The 22078-nt window shown below is 72.3% G+C and carries 18 protein-coding genes; 8 read left to right on the forward strand and 10 right to left on the reverse strand.

Annotated features, from left to right (window positions below; all coding sequences use genetic code 11):
• Positions 1–41: 41 nt before the first annotated feature.
• Genes J3S20_RS02595 through J3S20_RS02610 form a run of 4 tightly spaced genes read left to right on the forward strand, consistent with a single transcriptional unit; the run spans position 42 to position 2940 of the window.
• Complete coding sequence (locus J3S20_RS02595) at positions 42–878, forward strand: transporter substrate-binding domain-containing protein (protein ID WP_216834330.1); 837 nt, start codon at positions 42–44, stop codon at positions 876–878.
• Between the two features lie 30 nt (positions 879–908).
• Positions 909–1553, forward strand: a complete 645-nt coding sequence (locus tag J3S20_RS02600; RefSeq protein ID WP_216834332.1) for an amino acid ABC transporter permease — start codon at positions 909–911, stop codon at positions 1551–1553.
• A complete protein-coding gene (locus J3S20_RS02605; RefSeq protein WP_246602238.1) occupies positions 1550–2203 on the forward strand; it encodes an amino acid ABC transporter permease in 654 nt (217 codons plus the stop codon). Before J3S20_RS02600 ends, J3S20_RS02605 begins: the two co-directional genes overlap by 4 nt.
• Positions 2200–2940, forward strand: coding sequence for an amino acid ABC transporter ATP-binding protein (locus J3S20_RS02610; protein ID WP_216834334.1), 741 nt, complete (start codon positions 2200–2202; stop codon positions 2938–2940). Before J3S20_RS02605 ends, J3S20_RS02610 begins: the two co-directional genes overlap by 4 nt.
• Positions 2941–3026: 86 nt before the next feature.
• Here the strand turns inward: J3S20_RS02610 and J3S20_RS02615 are convergent, their stop codons facing one another.
• From J3S20_RS02615 to J3S20_RS02660, 10 genes are all read right to left on the reverse strand, one after another.
• Entirely contained in the window at positions 3027–3719 is a 693-nt protein-coding gene (locus tag J3S20_RS02615; protein WP_216834336.1) for a PEP-CTERM sorting domain-containing protein, read from the reverse strand.
• A gap of 154 nt (positions 3720–3873) precedes the next feature.
• Positions 3874–5346: an exosortase A gene (gene xrtA, locus J3S20_RS02620; RefSeq protein WP_216834339.1), complete on the reverse strand. Its 1473-nt coding sequence runs from the start codon at positions 5344–5346 to the stop codon at positions 3874–3876.
• Entirely contained in the window at positions 5343–6569 is a 1227-nt protein-coding gene (locus J3S20_RS02625; protein WP_216834341.1) for a TIGR03087 family PEP-CTERM/XrtA system glycosyltransferase, read from the reverse strand. The genes xrtA and J3S20_RS02625 overlap by 4 nt, the downstream gene beginning before the upstream one ends.
• Positions 6569–7600, reverse strand: a complete 1032-nt coding sequence (locus J3S20_RS02630; protein ID WP_216834343.1) for a FemAB family XrtA/PEP-CTERM system-associated protein — start codon at positions 7598–7600, stop codon at positions 6569–6571. Before J3S20_RS02630 ends, J3S20_RS02625 begins: the two co-directional genes overlap by 1 nt.
• A 2-nt stretch (positions 7601–7602) precedes the next feature.
• Positions 7603–8529: an XrtA system polysaccharide deacetylase gene (locus tag J3S20_RS02635; protein ID WP_216834345.1), complete on the reverse strand. Its 927-nt coding sequence runs from the start codon at positions 8527–8529 to the stop codon at positions 7603–7605.
• On the reverse strand, positions 8526–9494 hold the full coding sequence (locus J3S20_RS02640) for an AAA family ATPase (protein ID WP_216834347.1): 969 nt from the start codon (positions 9492–9494) through the stop codon (positions 8526–8528). Before J3S20_RS02640 ends, J3S20_RS02635 begins: the two co-directional genes overlap by 4 nt.
• Before the next feature lie 9 nt (positions 9495–9503).
• Positions 9504–11201, reverse strand: coding sequence for a TIGR03016 family PEP-CTERM system-associated outer membrane protein (locus J3S20_RS02645; protein ID WP_216834349.1), 1698 nt, complete (start codon positions 11199–11201; stop codon positions 9504–9506).
• Entirely contained in the window at positions 11194–12099 is a 906-nt protein-coding gene (locus tag J3S20_RS02650; protein WP_216834351.1) for a P-loop NTPase family protein, read from the reverse strand. Before J3S20_RS02650 ends, J3S20_RS02645 begins: the two co-directional genes overlap by 8 nt.
• Positions 12096–13598, reverse strand: a complete 1503-nt coding sequence (locus tag J3S20_RS02655; protein WP_216834353.1) for an XrtA system polysaccharide chain length determinant — start codon at positions 13596–13598, stop codon at positions 12096–12098. Before J3S20_RS02655 ends, J3S20_RS02650 begins: the two co-directional genes overlap by 4 nt.
• A 2-nt stretch (positions 13599–13600) precedes the next feature.
• The gene (locus J3S20_RS02660) at positions 13601–14236 is read right to left on the reverse strand and encodes an XrtA/PEP-CTERM system exopolysaccharide export protein (protein WP_216834355.1); all 636 of its coding nucleotides are present in this window, start codon (positions 14234–14236) and stop codon (positions 13601–13603) included.
• 329 nt (positions 14237–14565) lie between these two features.
• Here J3S20_RS02660 and J3S20_RS30035 point away from each other — a divergent pair, with 329 nt between their 5' ends.
• Genes J3S20_RS30035 through prsT form a run of 4 tightly spaced genes read left to right on the forward strand, consistent with a single transcriptional unit; the run spans position 14566 to position 22076 of the window.
• Entirely contained in the window at positions 14566–15879 is a 1314-nt protein-coding gene (locus tag J3S20_RS30035) for an exopolysaccharide biosynthesis polyprenyl glycosylphosphotransferase (protein ID WP_246602239.1), read from the forward strand.
• A 1-nt stretch (position 15880) separates the two neighbouring features.
• On the forward strand, positions 15881–17902 hold the full coding sequence (gene prsK / locus J3S20_RS02670) for an XrtA/PEP-CTERM system histidine kinase PrsK (protein WP_216834357.1): 2022 nt from the start codon (positions 15881–15883) through the stop codon (positions 17900–17902).
• On the forward strand, positions 17899–19299 hold the full coding sequence (prsR, locus tag J3S20_RS02675; protein ID WP_216834359.1) for a PEP-CTERM-box response regulator transcription factor: 1401 nt from the start codon (positions 17899–17901) through the stop codon (positions 19297–19299). Before prsK ends, prsR begins: the two co-directional genes overlap by 4 nt.
• Positions 19300–19310: 11 nt before the next feature.
• Positions 19311–22076 (forward strand): XrtA/PEP-CTERM system TPR-repeat protein PrsT, encoded by a 2766-nt coding sequence (gene prsT / locus J3S20_RS02680; protein ID WP_216834361.1) that lies wholly within the window; start codon positions 19311–19313, stop codon positions 22074–22076.
• Positions 22077–22078 lie beyond the last annotated feature (2 nt).

Here is a 22078-nt window from a genome sequence, read left to right on the forward strand (position 1 = left end):
ACGGCCTGGGACAACACGCAGGCCGCCAAGGCCAGGAGAGGATGATGACGAAGCTGCTGATCTCGCGGCGCGCGGTGCTGGCCGCCGCGGCGCTCGCCGCCCCGGCCCTGGCGACGCGCGGCGCCCGCGCCAACAACCTGGAGAAGGCCCGCGCCGCCGGTGAACTGCTGGTCGCAACGGAGTTGCACTTCGCCCCCTTCGACTTCACCGAGGGCGGCCGCCAGGTGGGCATGAACAGCGAGCTGTTCGCCGAGGTCGGCAAGGCGCTGAACCTGCGCATCCGCTTCCAGGACCTGCCCTGGCCCGGCGTGCTGCCCGGGCTCGAGGCCGGCCGCTTCGACCTGGTCGCCGGCCCCGCCACCATCACCCGCGCCCGGATGGAGCGCTACCGCTTCTGCGCCCCCATCGCCGATGCCACCGTGGCCCTGCTGAAGCGCGCCAGCGATGCCAGCATTACCAAGCCCGAGGATATCAACGGCAAGACGGTGGGCTGTGCCCAGGCCACCGCGCAGCTCACCCAGCTGCAGAACTTCGTCCGCGACAAGGGGCTGAACGTGCAGATCCGCGAATACCAGTCCTTCAGCGAGACCTATGCGGACCTCGCGGCGGGCCGGATCGTGGCCGTGGCCAATTCGCTGCCGAACATCGCCTATGTCGCGCAGCAGCGCCGTGTCTTCTCCGTGGTGAACCCGCCCTTCGGCGCCAAGGTCTATTTCGGCTATCTCGGCCGCAAGGATGCCGAGACGGCGCCGCTGCTGGATGCGATCGATGGCGTGATCGACGCGATGCGCGGCGATGGCCGCCTGGCCGCGCTGCAAACCAAATGGTTCGGCCAGGCTTTCGAGGTGCCGGCCCGCGTGGTCGAAGCCAATGCCTGAGTCCGGCCTGAAAGCGGCCCGTAGTCGCGCGTGACCTGGGACTTCCTGGTCGAGGCCCTGCCCTCGATGACCCAGGCCACGCTGGCAACCATCTGGATCTCCGCAGTGGCGGTCGCCATCGGCTTCGTCGTCGGTGTGCCGCTGGCGGTGGCCTGCGATGGCGCGCCGGGCTGGGGCCGCCGCGCGGCGCTGGCCTATGTCAGCTTCTTCCGCGGCGTGCCGCTGCTGATCCAGCTGCTGCTGGCCTATTACGCCCTGCCCTTCATCGGCATCGACCTGCCGCCGCTGGTCGCCGCCATCGGCACGCTGGGCCTGTGCTGCGCCGCCTATATGGCGGAGATCATCCGCGGCGGCTTCGCCCTGGTGCCGAAGGGCGGGCTGGAGGCGGCGCGGCTGCTGGGGCTCACGCCCCGCCAGACGCTGCTGCGCATCCGCCTTCCGATCTCGGCCCAGGCCATGCGCCCGGCCCTGATCAGCGAGGCGATCCTGATCGTGAAGGCCTCCTCCCTGATTTCCGTCGTCGGCATCCTGGAACTGACGCGCAGCGCCCAGGCGCTGGCGTCCAGCACCTTCGAACCGCTGCCCGCCTATGCGCTCTGCGGCGCCATCTACCTGGTGATCAACCTGGCGCTGACGCTGCTGGCGCGCGGCCGCGTGGAGGGCCGGGCCGTATGATGCAGGCGCTGCTGGACAGCTTCGCCGCCGCCGCGCGCGGCCTGCCGCTGACGCTCGCGATCTGGGGCGCGGGCGTCGCCACGGGCCTGGCATTGGGCTTCGTCGTGGCGGCGCTGCGCTTCTTCGCCCCCGCCGCCTTGTCCTGGCCGCTGGCCGCGGCGGTGGAGGCGGTGCGTGGCGTGCCCTTCCTGGTGCAGTGCTTCCTTCTGTATTTCGGCGGGCCCTTCATCGGCATCGACCTGACGCCGATCGTGGCGGGGTGGGTGGCGCTGTCCGTCTATGGCGCGGCCTATTTCTCCGAGGTGTTCCGCGCCGGCTTCATGGCGGTGCCGCCCGGGCATCTGGAGGCGGCGCGCATGCTGGGAATCCCGAGAAACCAGGCGGTGCTGCGGATCATGCTGCCGATGATGGCGCTGGCCGTGCTGCCCTCGCTGGCCAATCTCGCCGTCATCCTGATCAAGGAGACCGCCATCCTGTCCATCATCACGGTGCCGGAGCTGACCTTCCGGGTGCAGGGCGTCGGCTCCGCCACCTTCGCCTTCGCCGAGACCACGCTGGTGCTGGCGATCGTCTATTGGGCGCTGGTGGAGGCAACCGCGGTCGCGTCGCGCTTCGCCGAACGCCGCATCGCCCGGGCGCTGGCGGCATGAGCACGCCCATCCTTTCGGTCCGCGCGCTGGAGCGGCGCGTGGGCAATACGGAAATCCTGCGCCGCATCGACCTCGACGTGATGCCGGGCGAGGCGATCGGCGTCATCGGGCCGAGCGGCTCCGGCAAATCCTCCCTGCTCCGCTGCATCGCCGGGCTGGACGAGGTCTCGGGCGGCGCGGTGATGGTGGAGGGGCGGCAAACAAGGCCCGGCGATGGCGCGGTCGGCATGGTCTTCCAGCAGTTCAACCTCTGGCCGCATCTGACGGCGCGGGAGAATGTCGCACTGGCGCTGAAGCTGGTGCGCCGGATGCCGGCCGCCGATGCGGCGGCGAAGGCGGATGCGGCGCTGGCGCGCGTGGGCCTCGGCGCGCTGGGCGGGCGCAAGCCGGCCGCGCTTTCGGGCGGACAGCAGCAGCGCGTCGCCATCGCGCGCACGCTGGCGATGGAGCCCCGCGTGCTGCTGTTCGACGAGCCCACCGCGGCGCTGGATCCGGAGCTGACGACGGAGGTGCTGGACGTGATCCGCGACCTGGCCGCCGCCGGCACCACCATGCTGGTGGTGAGCCACGAGATGGGCTTTGTCGCGCGGCTGTCGACGCGGGTGGTCTTCCTCGACCACGGGGTGGTGGTGCAGGCGGCACCGCCGGCGGAGCTGTTCAGCCCGCGCGCCGAACCGCGCGTGCGCAGCTTCCTGCAGACCTATCTCGACCGCGTCGCCTGGGCGCGGGAGGCGTAGCGCCAGAAAAAGCGAAAGGCGCGCCCGGCCATCGGCCGGACGCGCCCTCACCTTGCCAGCGGAACCCGGTGGGCCCCGCCGATGCGTCAGGCCTTGCGGCGCGCGCGACGCACCAGGCCCATGCCCAGCAGCGCCGTGCCGAACAGCGCCAGGGACGCCGGCTCCGGCACCTTCACGATCTGCGAGCTGGCCTGCAGGCCAGCCTGGCCGCCGGTGAAGGTCGCGGTGATCACGACCGTCTCCGAGAACAGCTCGTTCGGCAGTTCCACATTCGCGACGATGGCCGGGGAGGCATTGGTCGGGCCATCGGACCAGGTCTGCGTGGCGATCTGCTCGTCACGGCCGAAGGCCACATTGTCCGCGCTGACATAGTTGGTCAGCGTGATGTCCTCGATCAGCTGGCCATTCACCAGGAAGTTGGAGGTGAAGGTGGAGGCCAGGCTGGCGAAGAGACCGCCGGCCAGTTCCGAGGTCAGGCCCGTCTGGGTGAACTCGATGCGGATGGTATGCGTGCCCGCGAAGTCCTGCGCAGAGACGGTGGTTGTCTGCGCCAGCAGCGAGGGCTCGGCCAGCAGCGGGGCGCCGGTGGCGGTCGCGCTGACATTGAAGTTCGGCGTCGAGCCACTGGTGGAGAGGGAGCCGCTGGTCGTGCTCTGGGACAGCCCGCCGACGAGGACATTGTCCTCGAAGACCTGGACGGCGAGCGACGGGGCGGCCTGGGCGGTATTGAGGGCGGCGAGGCCGATGAGGCCGAAGCCGGCGGCGAGGATCTTGTTCATGGTGTCTCCTTGGCATGCGCGAGGGGCGGAAGTGGTGCGCCCTGCCGCCTACCAAGCAACCCCCGTGCCACCCATTTTCATCAATCATATCAATGTTTTAAATGGCACTTCCAGAGTTTCAACCGGCCGTCGTAAGGCCGGCCGACAGGGCTCCTCAGGCGCCGGCGGAAATGGTCGCCGCCCGCGGCACCAAGCCTTCGCGCTGCGCCGTCAGCAAAGCGCGCATCAGGCCGCGCAGCCGCACCGGATCCGGCCGCGCCGCCGCATCCGGCGCGAGTTCCACCACCAGCAGAACCGGCCGCGCGGTGCCGCCGCGCAGCGCGGACAGGGCCTGCGCCAGGCGGGCGCGCAGGCCATCGCCGGCGGGCGCGCCGTCGCGCCAGGCAGCAACCGCGACCATCGGCCGCCCGGCCTCCTGCCGCACCTGCCAGTCCACGCCCGGCTCCCGCAGGGCGAAGGTCAGCGCCTCGTCGTCCGCGATGCCGGCGGCCAGCCGCCGCGCCGCAGCCACGGCGGACCAATTGGCCGCCGGCGCGAAGGCCAACAGCCGGGCGGAGGCCGTCGCGCCGGCGCAGCGCAGCACCAGCCCCTCCGCCTCGCAGCCCTCCGGCGCGGCCAGCGCCACCGCCTCCGCCTGCGGCGCCGGCACGCCGGCATCCAGCCGCCCCGCCGCCAGCGGTCCCGCCGCGCCCAGCCCGACCGCCAGCGCGGCCGCGCCCAGTGCGAGGGCCGGGCGCGCCGGGGCCTGGCGCGGCGGCGCTGAGGCCACCGGCACGCTGGCATCCTGCCGGAAGGGCAGGCCGGCCAGCACCAGCAGCAGCAGCACGACGGAAAAGAACACCCAGCCATAGATCAGGTGGTCCGCCGCCGCCGCCTCCGCACTTCCCAGGTGATGGCCCAGCAGCACGATGCCCAGCGCGCGGATGCCATTGGCCAGGATGGGCACCACAACCGCCAGCAGCAGCACCAGCAGCCGCCGCCCCGGGCTGCGGAACATGACCAGCGCATAGAGCGCGCCGAAAGCGATGGTCGCGATCAGGAAGCGCAGCCCGGCGCAGGCCTCGGCCACCAGGAAGGTGCCGGCCGGGATCTCGATGACCAGGCCATCGGCGTAGAAGGGAATGCCCAGCAGCCGCAGCCCGGCCAGGATCATCCGCAGCGTCACATCCTGCAGGAAGGGCGTGGCGAACTCGCCGAAGGGCACCAGGAAGATCAGATAGGCCAGCGGCGCCGCCATGGCCAAGGCGATGCGCCAGCCGAGCACCGCCAGCACCAGCACCCAGGCCAGGCCAACCAGCGCGAATTGGCGCCCCTCCATGATGCCCAGCCGTTCCGCCACCAGCCAGGCCAGCGCGGCGCCCAGCGCGGGCAGCGCCAGCACCAGGGAAGGCGCCGGCCGCAGCTGCACCAGCCGGGCGCGGCGCTGCCAGGCCAGCCAGGCCGCGATCGGCAGCACCAGCCAGCAATGGCCATAGGCGGCGGAGCGGTCCCAGGTCGCGACCGCGGCCTCGACCTCCGCCCGGAACAGCAGGCCCAGCGCCAGCAGGCCGAGGCCGAGCCCTGCCAGCGGCAGCGCCCAGCCACCGGCCTGGAGGGTGGCGGGGCGGGCCGGCAGGGTGACGTTCATGCCGCCACCCGCACCCGTGGCACTGGCAGCACCGCATCCAGCCGCCGCAGCGTGGCGCGCCAGTCATGCGCTTCCGTCACCGCGCTGCGCGCACGCGCGCCGAGGCCGGGATGGCGGCCGGCGAGCACGCCGCGCAGCGCCTCCGCCATCGCTTCGGCATCTTCCGCCACCAGGATGTCGCGGCCCGGCAGGGCGCGCACGCCCTCGAAGGCCTCGGGGCTGGCGACGACGGGGCGGGCCATGGCCATCGCCTCCAGCACCTTGTTCTGGATGCCGCGGGCGATGCGCAGCGGCGCGACCGCGCAGGCGGCATGCGCGATCCAGGGCTGGATGCGCGGCACGGCGCCGGCCACATGCACGCCAGGCAGCGCGGCCAGCGCGCGCACCGCCGGTGCCGGATTGGCACCGACGATATGGAATTCCACGCCCGGCAGGTCGGCCAGCAGCGGCATCACCTGGGTGGCGAACCAGCTGACCGCCTCGATATTCGGGCGGTAGTCCATGGTGCCGGTGAAGACGATGGGACGGCTGCCGGCGGCATAGGGGCTTTGGGTCGGCTGCGACGGATCGAAGGCGGAGAGGTCGACGCCGTTGTCCACATGGTCCACCCGCGCCGCCACCTCCGGCGCCATGCCGCGGAACTGCGCGGCCTCGGCGGCGGAGACGAGGAGCGTGCGATCGAAGGCCGCGGCGGCGCGGCGTTCGAAGGCGCGCAGCGTCCGCGCCTCCCGCGCCCAGACCTGGCGCATCGGCGGTTTTGCGTCTGCTGCATAGGCGCGCCATTTTTCGGAATCGACATCGACCATGTCGAGCACGCGGACCGTGCCTTCGCGCTGCGCCTCCGTGCCCATGACGTAGGGCGCCATGGCGGAGGAATAGACGAAGATCGCCTGGTGCTGCCGCGTGGCGAGCTGCGCCTGGGTCCAGTCCCACAGCCCCTGTTCATGGAACCAGCCGAGGCTGAGCGGCAGGCCCGGCCGGCAGCGCAGCAGCGCGCGCACAGCGGCCTGGCGGCGGCTGCCGGTCTCGCGCACTTCCACGCTGGCGCAGCGCGCCTGCAGCACCGGCAGGTGGCGCAGGTCGGCCGGGTCGTCGACCAGGCAGCCGAGGTCGATGTCCCAGCTCTCCGCCAGCCGGTCCAGCATGTGCCAGGCGCGAATCTTGTCGCCCTTGTCGGGCGGATAGGGGATGCGGTGGCACAGGAACAGCAGGCGCGGGCGCATCAGCCGAGACCCCGCACGATCTGCGGCCCGATCAGATTCGCCACCTGCAGCGGCAGCCGCCGCCAGGCCGCGATCATCAGCTTGAACTTCGGGTTGGCCGGATTGTTTTCCGCCAGCCGCGCGCCCTGCCGCAGCTGGTAGCAGTAGTGCAGCGGCTGCGCCTCAAAACCCCAGTTGCGCTTGAAGTCGAAGGCGCCACTGCCGGCCTTGCTTCGGCCGAAGTCGAAGATCCGCGCGCCACGTTCCGCGCCCGCGCGGCGCATCACTTCCCAGTAGAGAAAATCGTTGCCCGCGAGGCCGCGCGCCGCCGGCGTGCCGCCACCGTAATAGGGCAGCACCTCGTCGCGGAAGTGGAAGTTCAGCACGGCGGCAACAGGACGATCCTCGTGCAGCACCGTGGTGACATCATGCGCATCCGGAAAGGCCTCGCCCAGGATGCGAAAATACTTTTCGGAGAAGACGGGCGTGCCAAGCGCATGGACCATGCGCGCATAGACATGGTGCAGCGTGCGCGTGTCGGTGTTGGAGATGCTGCGCAGGCCGTTGGAGATTCCCTTGCGCACCATGGCGCGCTGCTTGCGCGGAATCGCCTTCATGTCCGCCTCGGCATCACCGGTGATGGCGCGCCGAAAGGTGTGATGCAGCGCGGGGCGCTCGTCCCAGCCGGCATCGGCCGCGTCGCGGCGGCGGAATTCCAGGCTGGGCACGCCGGTGCGGCGCATCAGGTCCATGGCGTGGGATTCGAGCGCCGCGGCGGCTTCCGGCGTCGCCGCCACCGGGCCGCCATAGACGCAGAAGGGCGTCGAGATCAGCGCATCGCCGAAGAGCAGCGTCTTCATCCGCGCCAGCGGCAGCACGCCGGTGATGGCGCCATCCTGCTCGGCATAGGCGTAATGCGTGGCGTGGCCGAAGGCGCGCTCGATCACCTGGCGCCAGGGCGCCAGGTGGAAGAAGGTCGCTTCCGGCATGCGATGGACAAAATCGTCCCAGGCGGCGCTGGCGCCGTCCTGAAGCTCGATGATCCGCACCATGCTCACCCCGCCATCGCGCGCAGCTTCGCGGGCATCGCGGGCTCGGCGAGCTCCGCCGCGAAGACATCGGACATGCTGCCCCAGGCGAAGTCGCGCAGCAGGCGATCCAGCCGCGCGCCCATGCTCTGCAACCCGGTATAGTGGCGGAAGCGCGACAGCGGCTTCGCCTGCCAGACGCGCGGCTGTTCCGGATCCAGCTCCCAGGGATGGAAGTAGAAGATGCCGCGCCTTGCCTCCACCCGGTTCACCCGCAGCAGCCCGGCCTGGAACAGCCGGTAGGGCGCCAGGCGGAACCAGCCGCCGCCTGAACAAGGCAGCGAACGGCCGAAGGCGCGCACCGTGGTCATCGGCAGTTCCAGCACGCCGTCCGGATGCGGCCGGTGCGGGCCGCGCGGTGCGTCCGGCGCGCCGTACAGGTCGTGCTTCACCGGGAAGATGGAGGAGGAATAGCCATAGCCCTCCTCCGCCAGCACCGCATGCGCCCAGGGGGTGTGCGGGCCGATCGAGAAGGTCGGCGCGCGATAGCCGCGCACGGCGACGCCACCGGCATCCTCCAGCAGCAGGCGCGCGCGGCGTATATCGGCCCGGAAGGCCTCGGCGCCGATCAGGTCCACCCGCTCATGCCCATGGCCGTGGCTGGCGAGCTCGTGGCCCGCATCGACGATGCGGCGCACCAGCTGCGGGTAGCGCTGCGCCACCCAGCCCAGGGTGAAGAAGGTGCCGCGCACGCCAGCCTCGGCGAAGCGTTCCAGCACCTGTTCCGTATTCGCCTCCACCCGGCAGGACAGATAGTCCCATTCGGCGCGCGGAATCGCTTCCGCGAAGGCCTGCACCTGGAACCAGTCCTCCACGTCGACGCTCATCGCGTTGCGCAGCCCGTTCTCTCGGAACCGGATGCTGCGCGATGCCGTGTTCAGCGATGCGTTCATCGATGCGCCCTCCGCCCGCCGCCGAACAGCTCGGCCATCTGCTGGAACACCCGCTCCCGCCGCGCCGTCAGGCTCTCCAGCGCCTCGACGCGGCCTTCGATCTCCCGCAGCACCGCGCCGGCCTCGGGCGCCGGCATGCCGAAGACCTGCGCCGCCATGCCTCCGCCCAGATCCTCCTCCAGCTCGATCGCCGTCGCCTCGACCAGCTGCGTGGTCAGCACCGTCGCGCGTTCCAGCGCGGCGCCGAGCAGCACGCGGGAACATAGGCGGTTGATGCGGCGGGGAATGCCCTCGCTGTGCTGGTGCACCAGGTCCAGCGCCGCGCCTTCCCAGCGCGGATGATCCAGCCAGCCCACCGCGCGCATGCGGTGTTCGACATAGGCATGGGTCTCCTCGCGGGACAGCGCGCCCAGGTGGTAGCAGGCCAGCACGCGCTGGCGCAGCTGGTCCAGATCCGGGCTCGCCAGCGTGCGGCGCAGCTGCGGCTGGCCGAGCAGGATGGTCTGCATCGGCGCCTGGCCGCCCTCCGTCACATTGGAGAGCATGCGCAGTTCCTCCAGCGCCGGCGGCGCCAGGCCCTGCGCCTCGTCGACGATCAGCAGGAAGCGCCGTTCCCCGCTGCGCAGCGCCGCGGTGATCCCGCGCAGCACGGCGGCCTTGTTGCCCTCCGGCTCCGCGCCGAAGGCATCGGCCACCAGCCGCAGCAGGTCGTCGCCCTGCACCTGGGTGGTGCTGACGCGCGCCACGGCGAAGCCGGTGGGGTCGAGCTGGCCGCACAGCCGCTCCACCAGCGTCGTCTTGCCGGCACCGACCTCGCCGGTGACCACGACGAAGCCTTCCCGCTGCGCGATGCCGTAGAGCAGATGCGCATAGGCGCGCGCATGCACGGAGCTTTCGTAGAACAGCCTGGCATCCGGCGTCATCTGGAATGGATGCGCCCGGAAGCCGTAGATCTCGCCTAGCATCGCGGGCTCCTAGAAGGTTTGCCGAAGACCGATGAGGATGTAGTTCTGCGTGGCGGTCTGGTTGCTGCCGGCGGTCTCGCGCCGGCTGCTGGCCAGCTGCAGGGTCAGCGCCGTGCGCTCCCGCAGCTGGTGCACGAAGGTCAGGCTGGCGCTCATCGTCGTGCCATCGCCGCCCAGGTCGCTGCTGCTGCGGCCGTATTGCAGGAAGGCGATGGCATCAGTCGCCGGCGTCAGCGCATGCGACCAGGTGAAGCTGCCGGAGGTGCCGCGCTGTGCGAAGGCGGTGCCGCCCTGCGCCACGGAAACCGGCGTCCGCTCCTCCTGCGTCACGGTCAGGGCGAAGATGTCGCGCGGCCAGGTCTGCACGATGGCAGCGGAGGCGCTGCGCACGCGTGAAAGGCTGTTCTGCGTGCCGAGGAAGGACCCGCTGAAGGGTCGCACCACCGGCAGGCCGGTCGAGAGGTCGATCGGATTGCCGAACTGGTCGAGCGAGGTGGTGGACAGCAGGTCCGCCGCATCCAGCGCGGAACTGCTCAGCTTTTCGCCATAACGCGCCGAGACGCGGGTACGCCCGCCAACGGCGATGCTCGCATCCACCGAAAGCGAATTGAACCCGTCGCGCCGGCCGTAGCGCACCGTCATCCTGCTGGATTCGGAAAAGTCGAACCGCGCGCCGACGGCCCAGACCGGTTCGCTGATGTCGATTCCCGGCGTGCCGGCGAAGCGCTGCTGCTCGTAGCCGCCTTCCACCAGCAGGGCGACGCCGCGCAGGATGGCGTAGCGTGCCTCCACCGTGCCGATGCGGCGATAGGCGCCGTCCAGCACGCCGTCGCCGATATAGGAGGTGGCTTCCAGCCGCCCTTCCATCGCCAGCCGGCCGAAATCCGGGCCGGTGCGCACCACGGCATAGCCCTGATGCGCGGTGAAGGACTGCGTCACATCGCCGCGCCGCAGGCCCTGCCCGGCGAGACCCGGCTGCAGCGCCAGCGCGCCATCGCCGCCGGACTGGTCGACCGACTGGAAGGCATAGCCGATCTGCGCCGTCGCAGTGTCGCCGAAGCGCTGCACGATATAGGGCGAGACCTGGAAGCTGGTGGTCTGCAGGCGGTCGCCCTCTTCCGCCACCGCATTGGATTCGGGCGCGAAGCCGCCCGTGACGCTCTGCACGGAGGATGCGCCGCGCACGTCGAGATAGACCCGGCCCGGCACCAGGCTGGCCAGCGCCTGGCCGTTGAAATTGTGGTCGAGCCGGTCCTCGTTGCGGTTCTCCGCATGGAAGCGCGCGCTGGGCGCATAGCTCAGCACGCCCTGCAGCCGCGCCGTATCCGCCGAGATGGCGACGCCGGGCTCGATGGTGGTGAAGACATCGCCGCTCTTGCGGTTGCTGCTCTGGCGCAGGTTGTCCGTCGCCACCGCCTGCACGGACAGGCTGGGCCGGATCTCCCAGGCGCGGCTCGGCTCCGCGGGCGCGGACGGCACGCCGGTGATGGGGTAGCCGAACTGGCCGAGCCGGATCGGCGGCGCGACGGAGGTATCCGCCAGGCCGCCGCGTTCCGCGGTGGCACGCGCTTCCGCCGCGGCGCGGACGGAAGGCAGGGATCCGGGGCCGGTCGCATCGGGCAGCGGCGGGCTGGCGCCCAGCGCCGGGGTCGCGCCCAACGCCAGCAGCAGCGCCAGCGGGCGCGCGCGCAGGGCTTGCTCAGCCATCGGCGGTGGCCGCGGGATCGCCGAAGCTGTCGTCGCTGGCGACCCGGCTGCGGTTCAGCATCAGCTGCAGCACCGGGCAGGCCTCCAGCACATCCAGCGCGGCTTCCACCGCATCGCGCGGCGTCGCCTCGGCCTGCACCACCAGCAGCACCTGGCCGACCATGGCGGCCAGCGCCGGGGCATCGCTGGACGCCAGCGCCGCGGGCGTGTCCAGCACCAGCACATGCCGCGGCAGCGCCGCCGCCAGCGTCCGCACCGCGGTGGCCAGGGCGGCGCCGCTGGGCGCTGCCTGGCCCGGCAGGCGCGCGCCATACGGCAGGACCGAAAGCCCGGCGATGGCCGCGGTGCGCAGCAGCAGCGAGACCGGCTGCGACGGATCCTGCGCCAGGGCCCGCAGGCCCGGCGCCTGCGCCAGGCCCAGCCGTTCCGTCAGCGCCCCGCTGGTGCCATCCACATCCACCAGCAGCACCGGCCGCTCACCGGCCGCGGCCAGGCTGGCGGCCAGGTTCAGGGCGATGAAGCTCTTCCCCTCCTCCGGCCGCGCGCTGGTCACCATCACCGCCTGCCGCGCGCCGAGTGCGGGACGCATGGGATCGATCGGCGGGATGGCGCGCAGCACCTGGTGCTGGATCAGCGTCAGTTCCTCCACCAGGCGCGGGCGGATCTCGGCCTGCGGCTCGAAGGCCAGGCCCGCCTCGCGCAGCGCCTCCAGCCCGATGGCGGGCGGCGGCGCCGCGGGGGGTGCGGTGAAGCTCTCGGCATTGCGCAGCACCTCGCGCAGCACGGGCTCCTGCGGGGCCAGCGCCTCGGCTGCCAGCGTCTCCGTGGCGCGCAGCGGCCCCATGGCGGCCACGGCGCGTTCCGCCAGGTGGCTGCGCGGTGCGGTCATCCCGGTCATGCCAGCAGCATCCTTGCAATGATGCGGGGCGCATCCGCGAGCACGGCGCCGAAGGCGAGGAACAGCAGCGCGACGCCGCCGGCGAAGCCGATGCCGGACAGCACGGCGCCGCGGCGCGGCGGGGCGGAGACGGCGCCCAGCACCGGCAGCCCGATGCGGCGCAGATCGGCCAGCGTGTAGAAGCTGCGATCGAACTGCATCAGCAGCAGCACCAGCCCGACCCCGGCGCCGAGCCCGAGCACCAGCACGCCTGCCGAAAGCAGCAGGCGATTGGGCGAGACGGGCTGCGTCGGCCGCGTCGGCGGGTCCACCACCTCGAGCTGCACGCGGTCCGAACTGTCCCGCGCGGCGCCGGCCAGCTGCAGCGATTCACGCCGCGCCAGCAGCTCCTCGTAGTTCCGGCGCAGCACGGTGTAGTCGCGGTCCAGGTTCTGGAATTGGGCCTGCACCTGGGGCGCGCTGCGCGCGATCTCGTCCAGCCGCTCGACCTCCGCCAGGCCTTCGCGCTCCTGCCGCTCCAGCGAGGCGATCTGCGATTCCGCATCCACCAGCCGCACGCGCATCAGCTCCAGCGCCGGGTTTTCGCGTGCTGCGGCCGCGGGGGCGCCACCGCCACCACCGCCACCCGCGCTGCGCGCGGCGGCCACCACGCCCATTGCGGCGCGCACATCCGGATGCTGGTCGGTGTAGCGCAGCCGCAGCTCGGCCAGGGCACGCTGCGCCTCGGCCAGGCGGGGATTGCCGCCCCCGCCCGTGGCCACGGGCGCCGGCGTCTCACGGGCCGCTTCCAGCTGCTGGCGCGTCAGGTCGCGGCGCCGCCGCGTATCCTCCAGCTCGCCCTGCACCTGCGTCAGCCTGGCCCGCGCGGATTCGAGGCGGGAGGACCCGCCGAGCGCCTCGGAGGGCAGGATATCGATAAAGCGGCTGCGGAATTCCGCGCGCCGCCGTTCCGCCTGGCGCAGCTGCACCTCGTAGGAGGCGATCTGCTGCGAGACGAAGTCGCGCGCATTGTCCATCTGCTGGCGATCCGTGATGGTCGCCGCCTCCATGAACAGGTTCAGCGCCGTCGCCACCACGTCATGCGCCAGCCGCGGATCGCGGTCCTGGAACTCGATGGTGAACAGGTTGCGCGTCTGGGTGCGGATGCGGATGTCGCGCGCCAGGCGGTTCAGCACCTGCTCCCGGCTCGCCTCGTCCTGCACCTGCGCCTCGAGCCGCGTGCGGGCGATGATCTTCTCCAGGTTGGGGCGCGACAGCAGAGTTCGTTGCAGCGTCTCCACCTGGCTGGCCGGGGAGCTGTCGATGGCGATGCCGCGCAGCAGCAGGCCGAGGATCGCATCCGCATCGGCATAGACCCGGGTGGTGGAGGCATATTGGTTGGGGATCAGCGCGACCCCTGCCCAGCCGCCGAGGCAGACCACCCAGGCCAGCGCCAGGGCGCGCCAGCGGTGCCGCGCGCCGGCCGCCAGGGTGCGGCGGAGCAGCCCGTGCAGGTTCACGGTCAGAACCAGCCCTGCGGGATGACCAGCGTATCGCCCGGCTGCATCGCCACGTCCTGGGAGATGTCGCCGGACCGCAGCAGGTCATCCAGCCGCACCGGGATCACCTCCGGCCCCGCGCCATTGGGCGGGCGGCGGATGATCTCGGCGCGGTTGCCCGCGGCATAGCGGGTCAGGCCGCGGGCGCCGATCATCACGTCCAGCAGGCTCAGCCCCTCGCGGTAGGGGATGGCCATCGGCTGCGTCGCTTCGCCGATCACGCGGATCTGGCGGTTGGGCTGGCCGATGAAGGACTGCACCATGACGGTGACATTCGGCTCCCGCACATAGGCCTTCAGCGCCGCCTCCAGCGCCCGGGCGAGTTCGGTGGGGGAGCGGCCCGCCGCCTCGATATCCGGCACCAGCGGCAGCGAGATGCGGCCATCCGGCCGCACCGGCAGCGCCTGTGCGCTGAGTTCCGGCGCGCGATAGACGAAGACGTTCAGCGTATCGCCGGGCCCGATCAGATAGTCGCCGGCCTCGGCCTGCACGGCCTGCGCGGCCGGTGCGGGCGCCACGTTGGCGGGGTTGGCGCAGCCGGCGAGCCCGAGGGCGAGCGCGGAACAGGCCGTGAGTCCTGCAAGGCGGAAACTGTTCATGCCGATGGCCCCTGGCTGGCTGGAGAAGATCGGGCACATGTGCCGGGGGGACCCGGTCGGGCTGCGCCGCTGGACGGCGGGAGCGATACAAAACTGCGCCGACCAATGCCATCTAAAATTTAAATTCCCGTATTTACCTTTGACGTAAATCAGGCGCCAATCCTGAACCGGGCTGGAAAAAATTCCAAAAAAAAGGTGCGCTGGCTTGCACCGAACGCAAGTTTTGGTCTATTTTGGTTGGATCATCTCATTTACAATATTTTGTGATTATTATTCGGATCGCTAAATGCTCGCGCTGCCGCATGATGAGCGGTGACGAGGGCAAGAACATGACGAACTTATTTGGCCACGGGGTGCGCTCCGAACTGCTGGCGCTCTGCCTCGGCGAGGCCGGCGCCATTTTCCTCTGCGTGCTGGCGCTGCTGGTCGGCGCGGGGCCCTTCGGCACGGCTGAAGGCATCGGTCCGGCCATGCTGCTGGCCGCGCTGACCGCCTGCGTCGCCCTGCTGGTGGCGGGGGCGGTCGGGCTCTATCAGCCGAACACGGTCCACGGCCTGCGCTCCACGCTGCTGGCCGGCCTCGCCGGCACCACGATCCTGCTGCTGCTGGCCGTGCTGGCGCTGCAGTTCACGCAGGGCGAGGGCATTTCCGCTGTGCAGCGCCATGCGCTGGTCTCGGTGATGCTCGGCACCGCGCTGGCCATCCTGCTGACGCGCCTCGGCTTCGCCCTGCTGCGCCCGCCGCTGCGCCGGGTCGTGCTGGTGGGCCAGGGCAAGCCTGGAAGCTACCAGCCCTTCGAGGTCACGCTCGCCTTGCCGGTGGAGGAGGCGCTGTCCCAGGCGCTGGCCAGCGGCCGGCTGCGCGCCTGGCGCATCTGGGCGGTGATCGCGCCGGGCTCCACGCCGCTGCCCCCCGCCATGCGGGACAGCTGCGCCGCCGCGGGCCTGCAGGTCTTCACCGATGCGGAATTCAGCGAGCAGGGGCTGAAGCGCCTGGAGCTGGAAAGCCTACCCGCCGGCTGGCTGGGCAGCGCCAAGGCGGCGCATACGACGCGGATCGAGGCCGCGGCGCGCCGCGGCTTCGACATCGCGGTGGCCGGCGCGCTGCTGCTGCTGACGCTGCCGCTGCTGCTGCTGACCATGCTGGCCATCAAGATCGACAGCCGCGGGCCGATCTTCTACCGGCAGGAACGCATCGGCCTGAACAACCGGCCCTTCATGCTGTTCAAGTTCCGCAGCATGGTGACGGATGCGGAAGCCGGCGGCGTCGCGCGCTGGGCGATCCGCGGCGACCCGCGCGTGACCCGCATCGGCCGCTTCCTGCGGCTGACGCGCATCGACGAGATCCCGCAGGCCATCAACGTGCTGCGCGGCGACATGTCCGTGGTCGGCCCGCGGCCGGAGCGCCCGACCTTCGTGGCGCAGCTGGGCGAGATCATCCCGCACTACCACGACCGCGCCATCGTCAAACCGGGCATCACCGGCTGGGCGCAGGTGAACTACCCCTACGGCGCCTCGGTCGAGGATGCGCGCATGAAGCTGTCCTACGACCTGTATTATGTGCGCCGCCGCAGCCTGCTGCTGGACCTGCTGATCCTGCTGGCGACGGTGCGCGTCGTGCTGTTCCAGGAAGGCGCGCGCTGACATGGCGTCGCCCTGGCTGCATGCGGCGGCTGCCGTGCTGTGCTGCGGCTGGGCCGGGCTGATCCTGCTCTGCGGCCGCGGCCGTGGGGGGATCCCGCACGGATTCCCACTCGCGCTGGCCTGCCTGGTCGCCGCGGGCTGGGCGGCCGCGGTCGCCCTGCAGCCAGGCCTGCCGCTGGATGGCCTGGCCGGCGCGCTGGAGATCCTGCGCAGCGCCACCTGGCTGGGGCTGCTGCTGCTGCTGTCGCGTCGCTATGGCGGCACGAAGGCCGCGCCGCTGGCGCTGCGCTTCGCCGTCCTCGGCGCCGCCGTCACCCTGCTGGCGCTGGCGGCTTTGTTGCCGGAGGCGCCGCGCCTGCCGACGCTGGGCTCGCCCGGGCTGATGGCCCGCCTCGGCCTGGCGCTGCTGGTGCTGCTGGTGGCGGAGAACCTGTACCGCAACGCCGATCGGGCCCTGCGCTGGCATGTGATCCTGCCCTGCCTCACGCTGGGCGGGCTCTCGGCACTGGATGTGGTGCTGCATGCCGATGCAGCGCTGCACCGATTCTATGCGCCGGCGCTGCTGGATGCGCGCGCGGTGCTCACCGCCCTGGCCATGCCGCTGCTGGTGCTGGCCGCGCTGCGGGACCGCCGCTGGCGCCGCGCACCGGCGGTATCCCGCCAGGTGGTCTTCCATGGCGCGACGCTGGTGATCGCCGGCACCTTCCTCACCGGCGTCGGCGCCGTGGGCGAAGGGCTGCGGCATTTCGGCGCGGATTGGGGCGGCGCGGCGCAGGTCAGCCTGCTGGCCGGCGCGGTGCTGGCCCTTGCGGTCGCCGCCTCCTCCGCCTCCATGCGCTCCCACCTCCGGCGCCATGTGGTGGACCATTTCTTCGCCGCGCGCTTCGACTATCGCGCCGAATGGCTGCGCTGCGTCGCCACGCTCTCCGCGCAGCATGCGGAAGCCGAGCAGCGCGCCATCATCGCGGTGGCGGATCCGGTGGACAGCCCCGCCGGCCTGCTGCTGCTGTCCGATGCGCCGGGCGGGCCGCTGCGCTGGGCGGGATCCTGGAACCTGCCCGCCGCGCCGCTGGAACTGCCGCCGGCGCACCCTCTCGTCGCGGCGCTGGATGAGGGCCGGCAGATCGTCACGCAAGTGCCGCCCGATCTGGGCTACGAGCTGGGCCCGCTCTGGCTCGCCGTGCCGCTGCGCCACCACCGCGACGGGCTGCTGGGCCTGGTGCTGCTGGCACCGCCCCGCGCGCGCTTCCGCCTGGATGCCGAAGCCTTCGACCTGCTGCGCGCCGTGGGGCGGGAGGTTGCGATGTTCCTGGCCGAGCGCCGCGCCGCAGAACGGCTGCACGACCAGCGCGCGCTGGCCGAACATGCGCGGCGCTTCGCCTTCGTGGCGCATGACGTGAAGAACGTGGCCAGCCAGCTCACCATGGTGCTGGCCAATGCCGAGCAGAACATTTCCGATCCCGAATTCCAGCGCGACATGCTGCTGACCCTCGGCGCCTCGGCGCAACGCATCAGCGCGCTGATCGCCAGGCTGCGGGAGCCGGAGGCCGCCCAGCCGCCGACACTGCTGGCGCCGATCGAGACGCTGCAGACCATCCTGCACGAGGTGGCGCACCCCGTGGAACTCGTCAGTGATCCGTCCGAGACCTTGCGCATCGCCATCCCGCCCCACAATTTCGCCGCTGCGCTGCGCCACCTGCTGGACAATGCGATCGAGGCCTCGCCGCCCGGTGTGCCGGTGCGCCTCGCGCTGCGCCGGCAGGATGGGCGCATGGTGCTGGACATCACCGATCGCGGCCCCGGCATGACCGCCGAATTCATCCGCGACCGGCTGTTCCGCCCGCTGGTCTCCGGCCGTGCCGATGGACATGGCATCGGCGCCTGGCAGGCACGCGACCTGCTGCGCGATGCGGGCGGCGACCTGCTGGCGCTGAGCACACCGGGCGCCGGCACCACCATGCGCCTCACCCTGCCCTGCCAGACCGATAGCCACGCCCCCCGCTTGCAGGAGATCGCGGCATGATCAAGCCGAAGCTGCTGATCGTGGAGGATGATCCCGGCCTCTGCGCGCAATACCGCTGGGCCTTCCCCGCCTGGCGCGTCGTCATCGCCAATGACCGCCGCCAGGCGGAGGCGATGGCCAGGCGCGAACAGCCCGCCGCCGTGCTGCTGGACCTCGGCCTGCCACCCGATGCCGAGGGCGTCGCCGAAGGCTTCGCCACCCTCGCCGCGTTGCGCGCCCTGGCGCCGGGCCTGCCGGTGATCGTGGCCAGCGGCCAGGGGCAGCGGGAGACGATGCTGCGCGCCGTGGGCCTCGGCGCCTACGACTTCTGCGAGAAGCCGGTCGATCTCGACGTGCTGCGCACCATCCTCGACCGCGCCCTGCATGTGCGCGCGCTGGAGGAGGAGAACCAGCGCCTTGCGGCCTCACCGCGCCCGAGCCCGATCGCCGATATCATTACCGCCGACGAGGCCATGCTGAAGCTGTGCCGCAGCATCGAGCGCCTGGCCACCGTCTCCGTCCCCGTCCTGCTGCTGGGCGAGAGCGGTACCGGCAAGGAAGCCCTGGCCCGCGCCCTGCACACCCAGGGCCCGCGTGCACCAAAGCCCTTCATCGCGCTGAACTGCGCGGCGATCCCGGAGGCGCTGCTGGAAAGCGAGCTCTTCGGCCATGAGCGCGGCGCCTTCACCGGCGCGGTGCGGCAGGTGACCGGGCAGATCGAGGCGGCCAATGGCGGCACGCTGTTCCTGGACGAGATCGGCGACCTGCCGATGTCGCTGCAGGCGAAGCTGCTGCGCTTCCTGCAGGACCAGATGATCGAACGGATCGGCGGACGCACCAAGATCCGCGTCGATGTGCGCGTCGTCTCCGCCACCAACCAGCCGCTGGAGGAGCTGGCGGAGACGGGCGGCTTCCGGCAGGACCTGCTTTACCGGCTGAATGCGCTGACGCTGCGCGTGCCGCCGCTGCGCGAACGCGGCGGCGATGCGCTGCTGCTGGCGCGGTGGTTCCTGGCCCGCCATGGGCAGGAAGCGCAGCGCCGCCTGCGCGGTTTCGACGATGGCGCCCTGGCCGCCATCGCGGCGCATCCCTGGCCCGGCAATGTGCGCGAGCTGGGCAACCGCATACAGCGCGCCGCGCTGATGTCGGAAGGTCCGCTGATCTCCGCCGCCGATCTCGAGCTCGCCCCCGGCCTGCCGGATGAGGCACCGACGGCGGAGGATCTCGACCTGCGCGCCGCGCGCGGCAGGGCGGAGCGGGAGATGATCGGCCGCGCCCTGTCGCGCGGCAATGGCAGCCTCTCGGCCGCCGCACGGCTGCTCGGGATCAGCCGCCCCACGCTCTACGACCTGCTTGAGACGCATGGGCTTTCGCCGCGTCGCGCGGAAGCTGCCCCATCCTGCCAGCCCCCTTCGTGAAGGCGACGATCATGGCCCGATACCATAGCCTGCCCGCGCTGACCCTGGCCGCACTGATGGCCGCCAGTGTGCCGGCCTTCGCCGATGCGCAGGATCGCGCCCGCGCCGCCGCGGCGCGTGGCGAATTGCGCGCGGCCCAGATCGAATGGCGCAATGCGGTGCGCGAACAGCCCGACAGCGGCGCGGTGCGCATGGGCCTGGCGGAGGCCAGCCTGCAGCTCGGCGATGCCGAGACGGCGCAGCGCGAGGCGCGTGCCGCGCTGGAACGCGGCCACGATCCCGCAGCCGCCACCGCGCTGCTGCTGCGCAGCTACCTGATCCAGGGCCGCATGCGCGACCTGCTGGCCGATTTCCCGGAGGTGCAGGCGCCGCCGGACGTGGCGGCCCAGGTGGCCGCCGCGCGCGCCCTGGCGCAGCTCAGCCTGCGCGACGTCGCCGCCGCGCGCAGCTCCGTGGCATTGGCGGAGCGGCTGGACCCCGGGGCGCTGGAGCCCGGCCTCGCCGCCGTGGCGCTGGCGGTGGCCGAAGGCGATCGCGCGGCGGCGGAAGCGCGCGTGGACCGGCTGCTGCAGGCGTATCCCGATTCCGACGAGGCCTGGCTGCGCAAGGGATCGCTGCAGATGGACCGCGGCGACCGCGCCGGCGCCGTCGCCAGCTTCGGCCGGGTGATCGCACGCGCCCCGGGCGATGTGCCGGCCCGCCTGCGCCGGGCGGATGCGCGGCTGCGCATGAACGAACCGGCCGCGGCGGCGGAGGATATCGATGCGGTGCTGGCCATCGCGCCGAACAACGTCACCGCCGCCTATCTGCGCGCGATGCAACTCGTCAGCCAGCGCAGCTGGCAGGCGGCCGATGCGGCGCTGCAGCGCATCTCCGCGCAGCTGTCCAACTTCCCGGACGGCTTCCTGCTGCTGGCGCTGACCAAGACCGGGCTGGGCCAGCGGGCGCAGGCGGAAGACGCGGCGCGGCGCCATGTCGCGCGCTGGCCGGATGATCCGCGCGGCGCCAAGCTGCTGGCCGGCATGGTGATGGCCGATGGCCGCAACCGGGAGGCGGTGGCGGTGCTGACCCGCGCGACGCAGAACCGCCCGCGCGATGCGCAGCTCTACGACCTGCTGGCCCGCGCGCAGACCGCCATCGGCGCCCGACGCCAGGCCGTGCAGGCGCTGGAGGAGGCGGCGCGGATCGCGCCGGAGGATGCGGCCCTGCTGACCCGGCTGGCCATAGCACGCATGGCGGCAGGCGATGCGGAGGGCGCGCAGGGCGCGGTGGAACGTTCGCTGGACCTCGGCCCGGCGCAGCCGGGCGCGCGGGAGATGCTGGCCGCCGCCGCCTTGGCGCGCGGCGACCTCGAGGCCGCGGCGGCGGAGCTGGAGCAGCTGGACGCGGCGGCACGGCAGGGCGAGATGGCCGGGGTGCTGGAAGGCACGCTGCGCCTGCTGCGCCTGGACCTGGCCGGGGCGCGCGCCGCCTTCGAAGGCGTGCTGGCGCGGAAGGCGGATAGCGCACCGGCGCGGCTCGGCCTGGCGCGGGTCCTAGTGCTGCAGGATTCGGCGGCGGAGGCGGTGCCGCTGCTCGGCGCCGTGCTGCGCGCGGCCCCCGGCAATGTCGAGGCCATGACGCGCCTGGCCGCGCTGGCGCAGCGCCAGGGCCCGGTGGCGGAAGCGGCGCAGGCCGCGCTGGCCGCCGCCCAGGCGGCCCATCCCGCCGCCGCGCCGCTGGCCCTGGCGCGGGCCAATATGCTGCTGCAGCGGCGCGATATCGCCGGCGCCCTGGCGCTGCTGGACACGCCCGCGCTGCGCAACCAGCGCGGCGTGGCGCTGCCGCTGGCACGGTCCGAACTGCACGCCGCCGCCGGCGCGTTCGCCGCGGCGGAGACCGCGGCGCAGGAGGCGCTGGCAGAGGATCCGGCCTCGGTCCCGGCGCGCCGCCAACGCGCCGCGCTGCTGCTCCGCGCCGGCGATGCGCGCGGCGCGGAGGCCCTGCTGCGGGAGGGGCTGCGCGCCAGCCCCGGTGATGCGGTGCTGCAGCAGGCGCTGCTCGGCATGGTGCGGCAGACCAGCGGGGCGGAGGCGGCACAGGCCGAGGCCGCCCGCATGGCGCGCCAGGCGAATGCCGGCCCCGATGCCCGCGCCCTGCCCGGCGACGTGCTGATGGGCCTGCAGCGCCACGCGGCGGCGGCGGAAGCCTATGCGGCGGCGCAGGCCGCCGCCCCCAGCAGCACGCTGGCGCTGCGCCAGGCCGCCGCCCTGCGGGCCGCCGACCGGATGGCGGAGGCCAGCCGCGTGCTGGAAGCCTGGGTCGCGGAGCATCCCGATGACCTGGCCGCGCAATCCGCGTTGGCGCAGCTGGACCTGATGGCCGGCCGCCATGCGGCGGCCGAGGCGCGGCTGCGGCGCGTGGTCGCGGCGCAGCCGGAGAATGCGCTGGCGCTGAACAACCTGGCCTGGGTGCTGGGCGAGCAGGGCGAGGCAAGGCTGGCGGAGGCGCGCGGCTTCGCCGAGCGCGCCTACTACCTTTCGGCCAATGCCGAATCCGCCGATACGCTCGGCTGGATCCTGGCCCGCAGCGGGGAGCCGCGGCTGGCGGTGACTCTGCTGCGCCAGGCGGTGGCGGCGGGCGGGCAGCTGGCCGCCGGCTACCACCTGGCCCATGCGCTGCACCAGGCGGGCGATGCGGAAGGCGCACGCCGCGTGCTGGCGCCGGTGCTGGCCTCCGCCACAGCCTTCCCGGAACGCGCGGCGGCCGAACGCCTGCACGCCATGCTGGCGAATTGATG

The organism is Falsiroseomonas tokyonensis (genome assembly GCF_019024325.1).
GTDB classification, from domain to species: domain Bacteria; phylum Pseudomonadota; class Alphaproteobacteria; order Acetobacterales; family Acetobacteraceae; genus Falsiroseomonas; species Falsiroseomonas tokyonensis.

Coding starts and splice junctions, on each gene's coding strand:
- J3S20_RS02640 (WP_216834347.1), bottom strand. CDS start 9,494: ATGCTAGGCGAGATCTACGGCTTCCGGGCGCATCCATTCCAGATGACG.
- J3S20_RS02660 (WP_216834355.1), bottom strand. CDS start 14,236: ATGAACAGTTTCCGCCTTGCAGGACTCACGGCCTGTTCCGCGCTCGCC.
- J3S20_RS02610 (WP_216834334.1), top strand. CDS start 2,200: ATGAGCACGCCCATCCTTTCGGTCCGCGCGCTGGAGCGGCGCGTGGGC.
- J3S20_RS02625 (WP_216834341.1), bottom strand. CDS start 6,569: ATGCGCCCGCGCCTGCTGTTCCTGTGCCACCGCATCCCCTATCCGCCC.
- prsT (WP_216834361.1), top strand. CDS start 19,311: ATGGCCCGATACCATAGCCTGCCCGCGCTGACCCTGGCCGCACTGATG.
- J3S20_RS02630 (WP_216834343.1), bottom strand. CDS start 7,600: ATGGTGCGGATCATCGAGCTTCAGGACGGCGCCAGCGCCGCCTGGGAC.
- J3S20_RS02635 (WP_216834345.1), bottom strand. CDS start 8,529: ATGAACGCATCGCTGAACACGGCATCGCGCAGCATCCGGTTCCGAGAG.
- J3S20_RS02595 (WP_216834330.1), top strand. CDS start 42: ATGATGACGAAGCTGCTGATCTCGCGGCGCGCGGTGCTGGCCGCCGCG.
- xrtA (WP_216834339.1), bottom strand. CDS start 5,346: ATGAACGTCACCCTGCCGGCCCGCCCCGCCACCCTCCAGGCCGGTGGC.
- J3S20_RS30035 (WP_246602239.1), top strand. CDS start 14,566: ATGACGAACTTATTTGGCCACGGGGTGCGCTCCGAACTGCTGGCGCTC.
- J3S20_RS02650 (WP_216834351.1), bottom strand. CDS start 12,099: ATGACCGGGATGACCGCACCGCGCAGCCACCTGGCGGAACGCGCCGTG.
- J3S20_RS02605 (WP_246602238.1), top strand. CDS start 1,550: ATGATGCAGGCGCTGCTGGACAGCTTCGCCGCCGCCGCGCGCGGCCTG.
- J3S20_RS02645 (WP_216834349.1), bottom strand. CDS start 11,201: ATGGCTGAGCAAGCCCTGCGCGCGCGCCCGCTGGCGCTGCTGCTGGCG.
- prsK (WP_216834357.1), top strand. CDS start 15,881: ATGGCGTCGCCCTGGCTGCATGCGGCGGCTGCCGTGCTGTGCTGCGGC.
- J3S20_RS02615 (WP_216834336.1), bottom strand. CDS start 3,719: ATGAACAAGATCCTCGCCGCCGGCTTCGGCCTCATCGGCCTCGCCGCC.
- prsR (WP_216834359.1), top strand. CDS start 17,899: ATGATCAAGCCGAAGCTGCTGATCGTGGAGGATGATCCCGGCCTCTGC.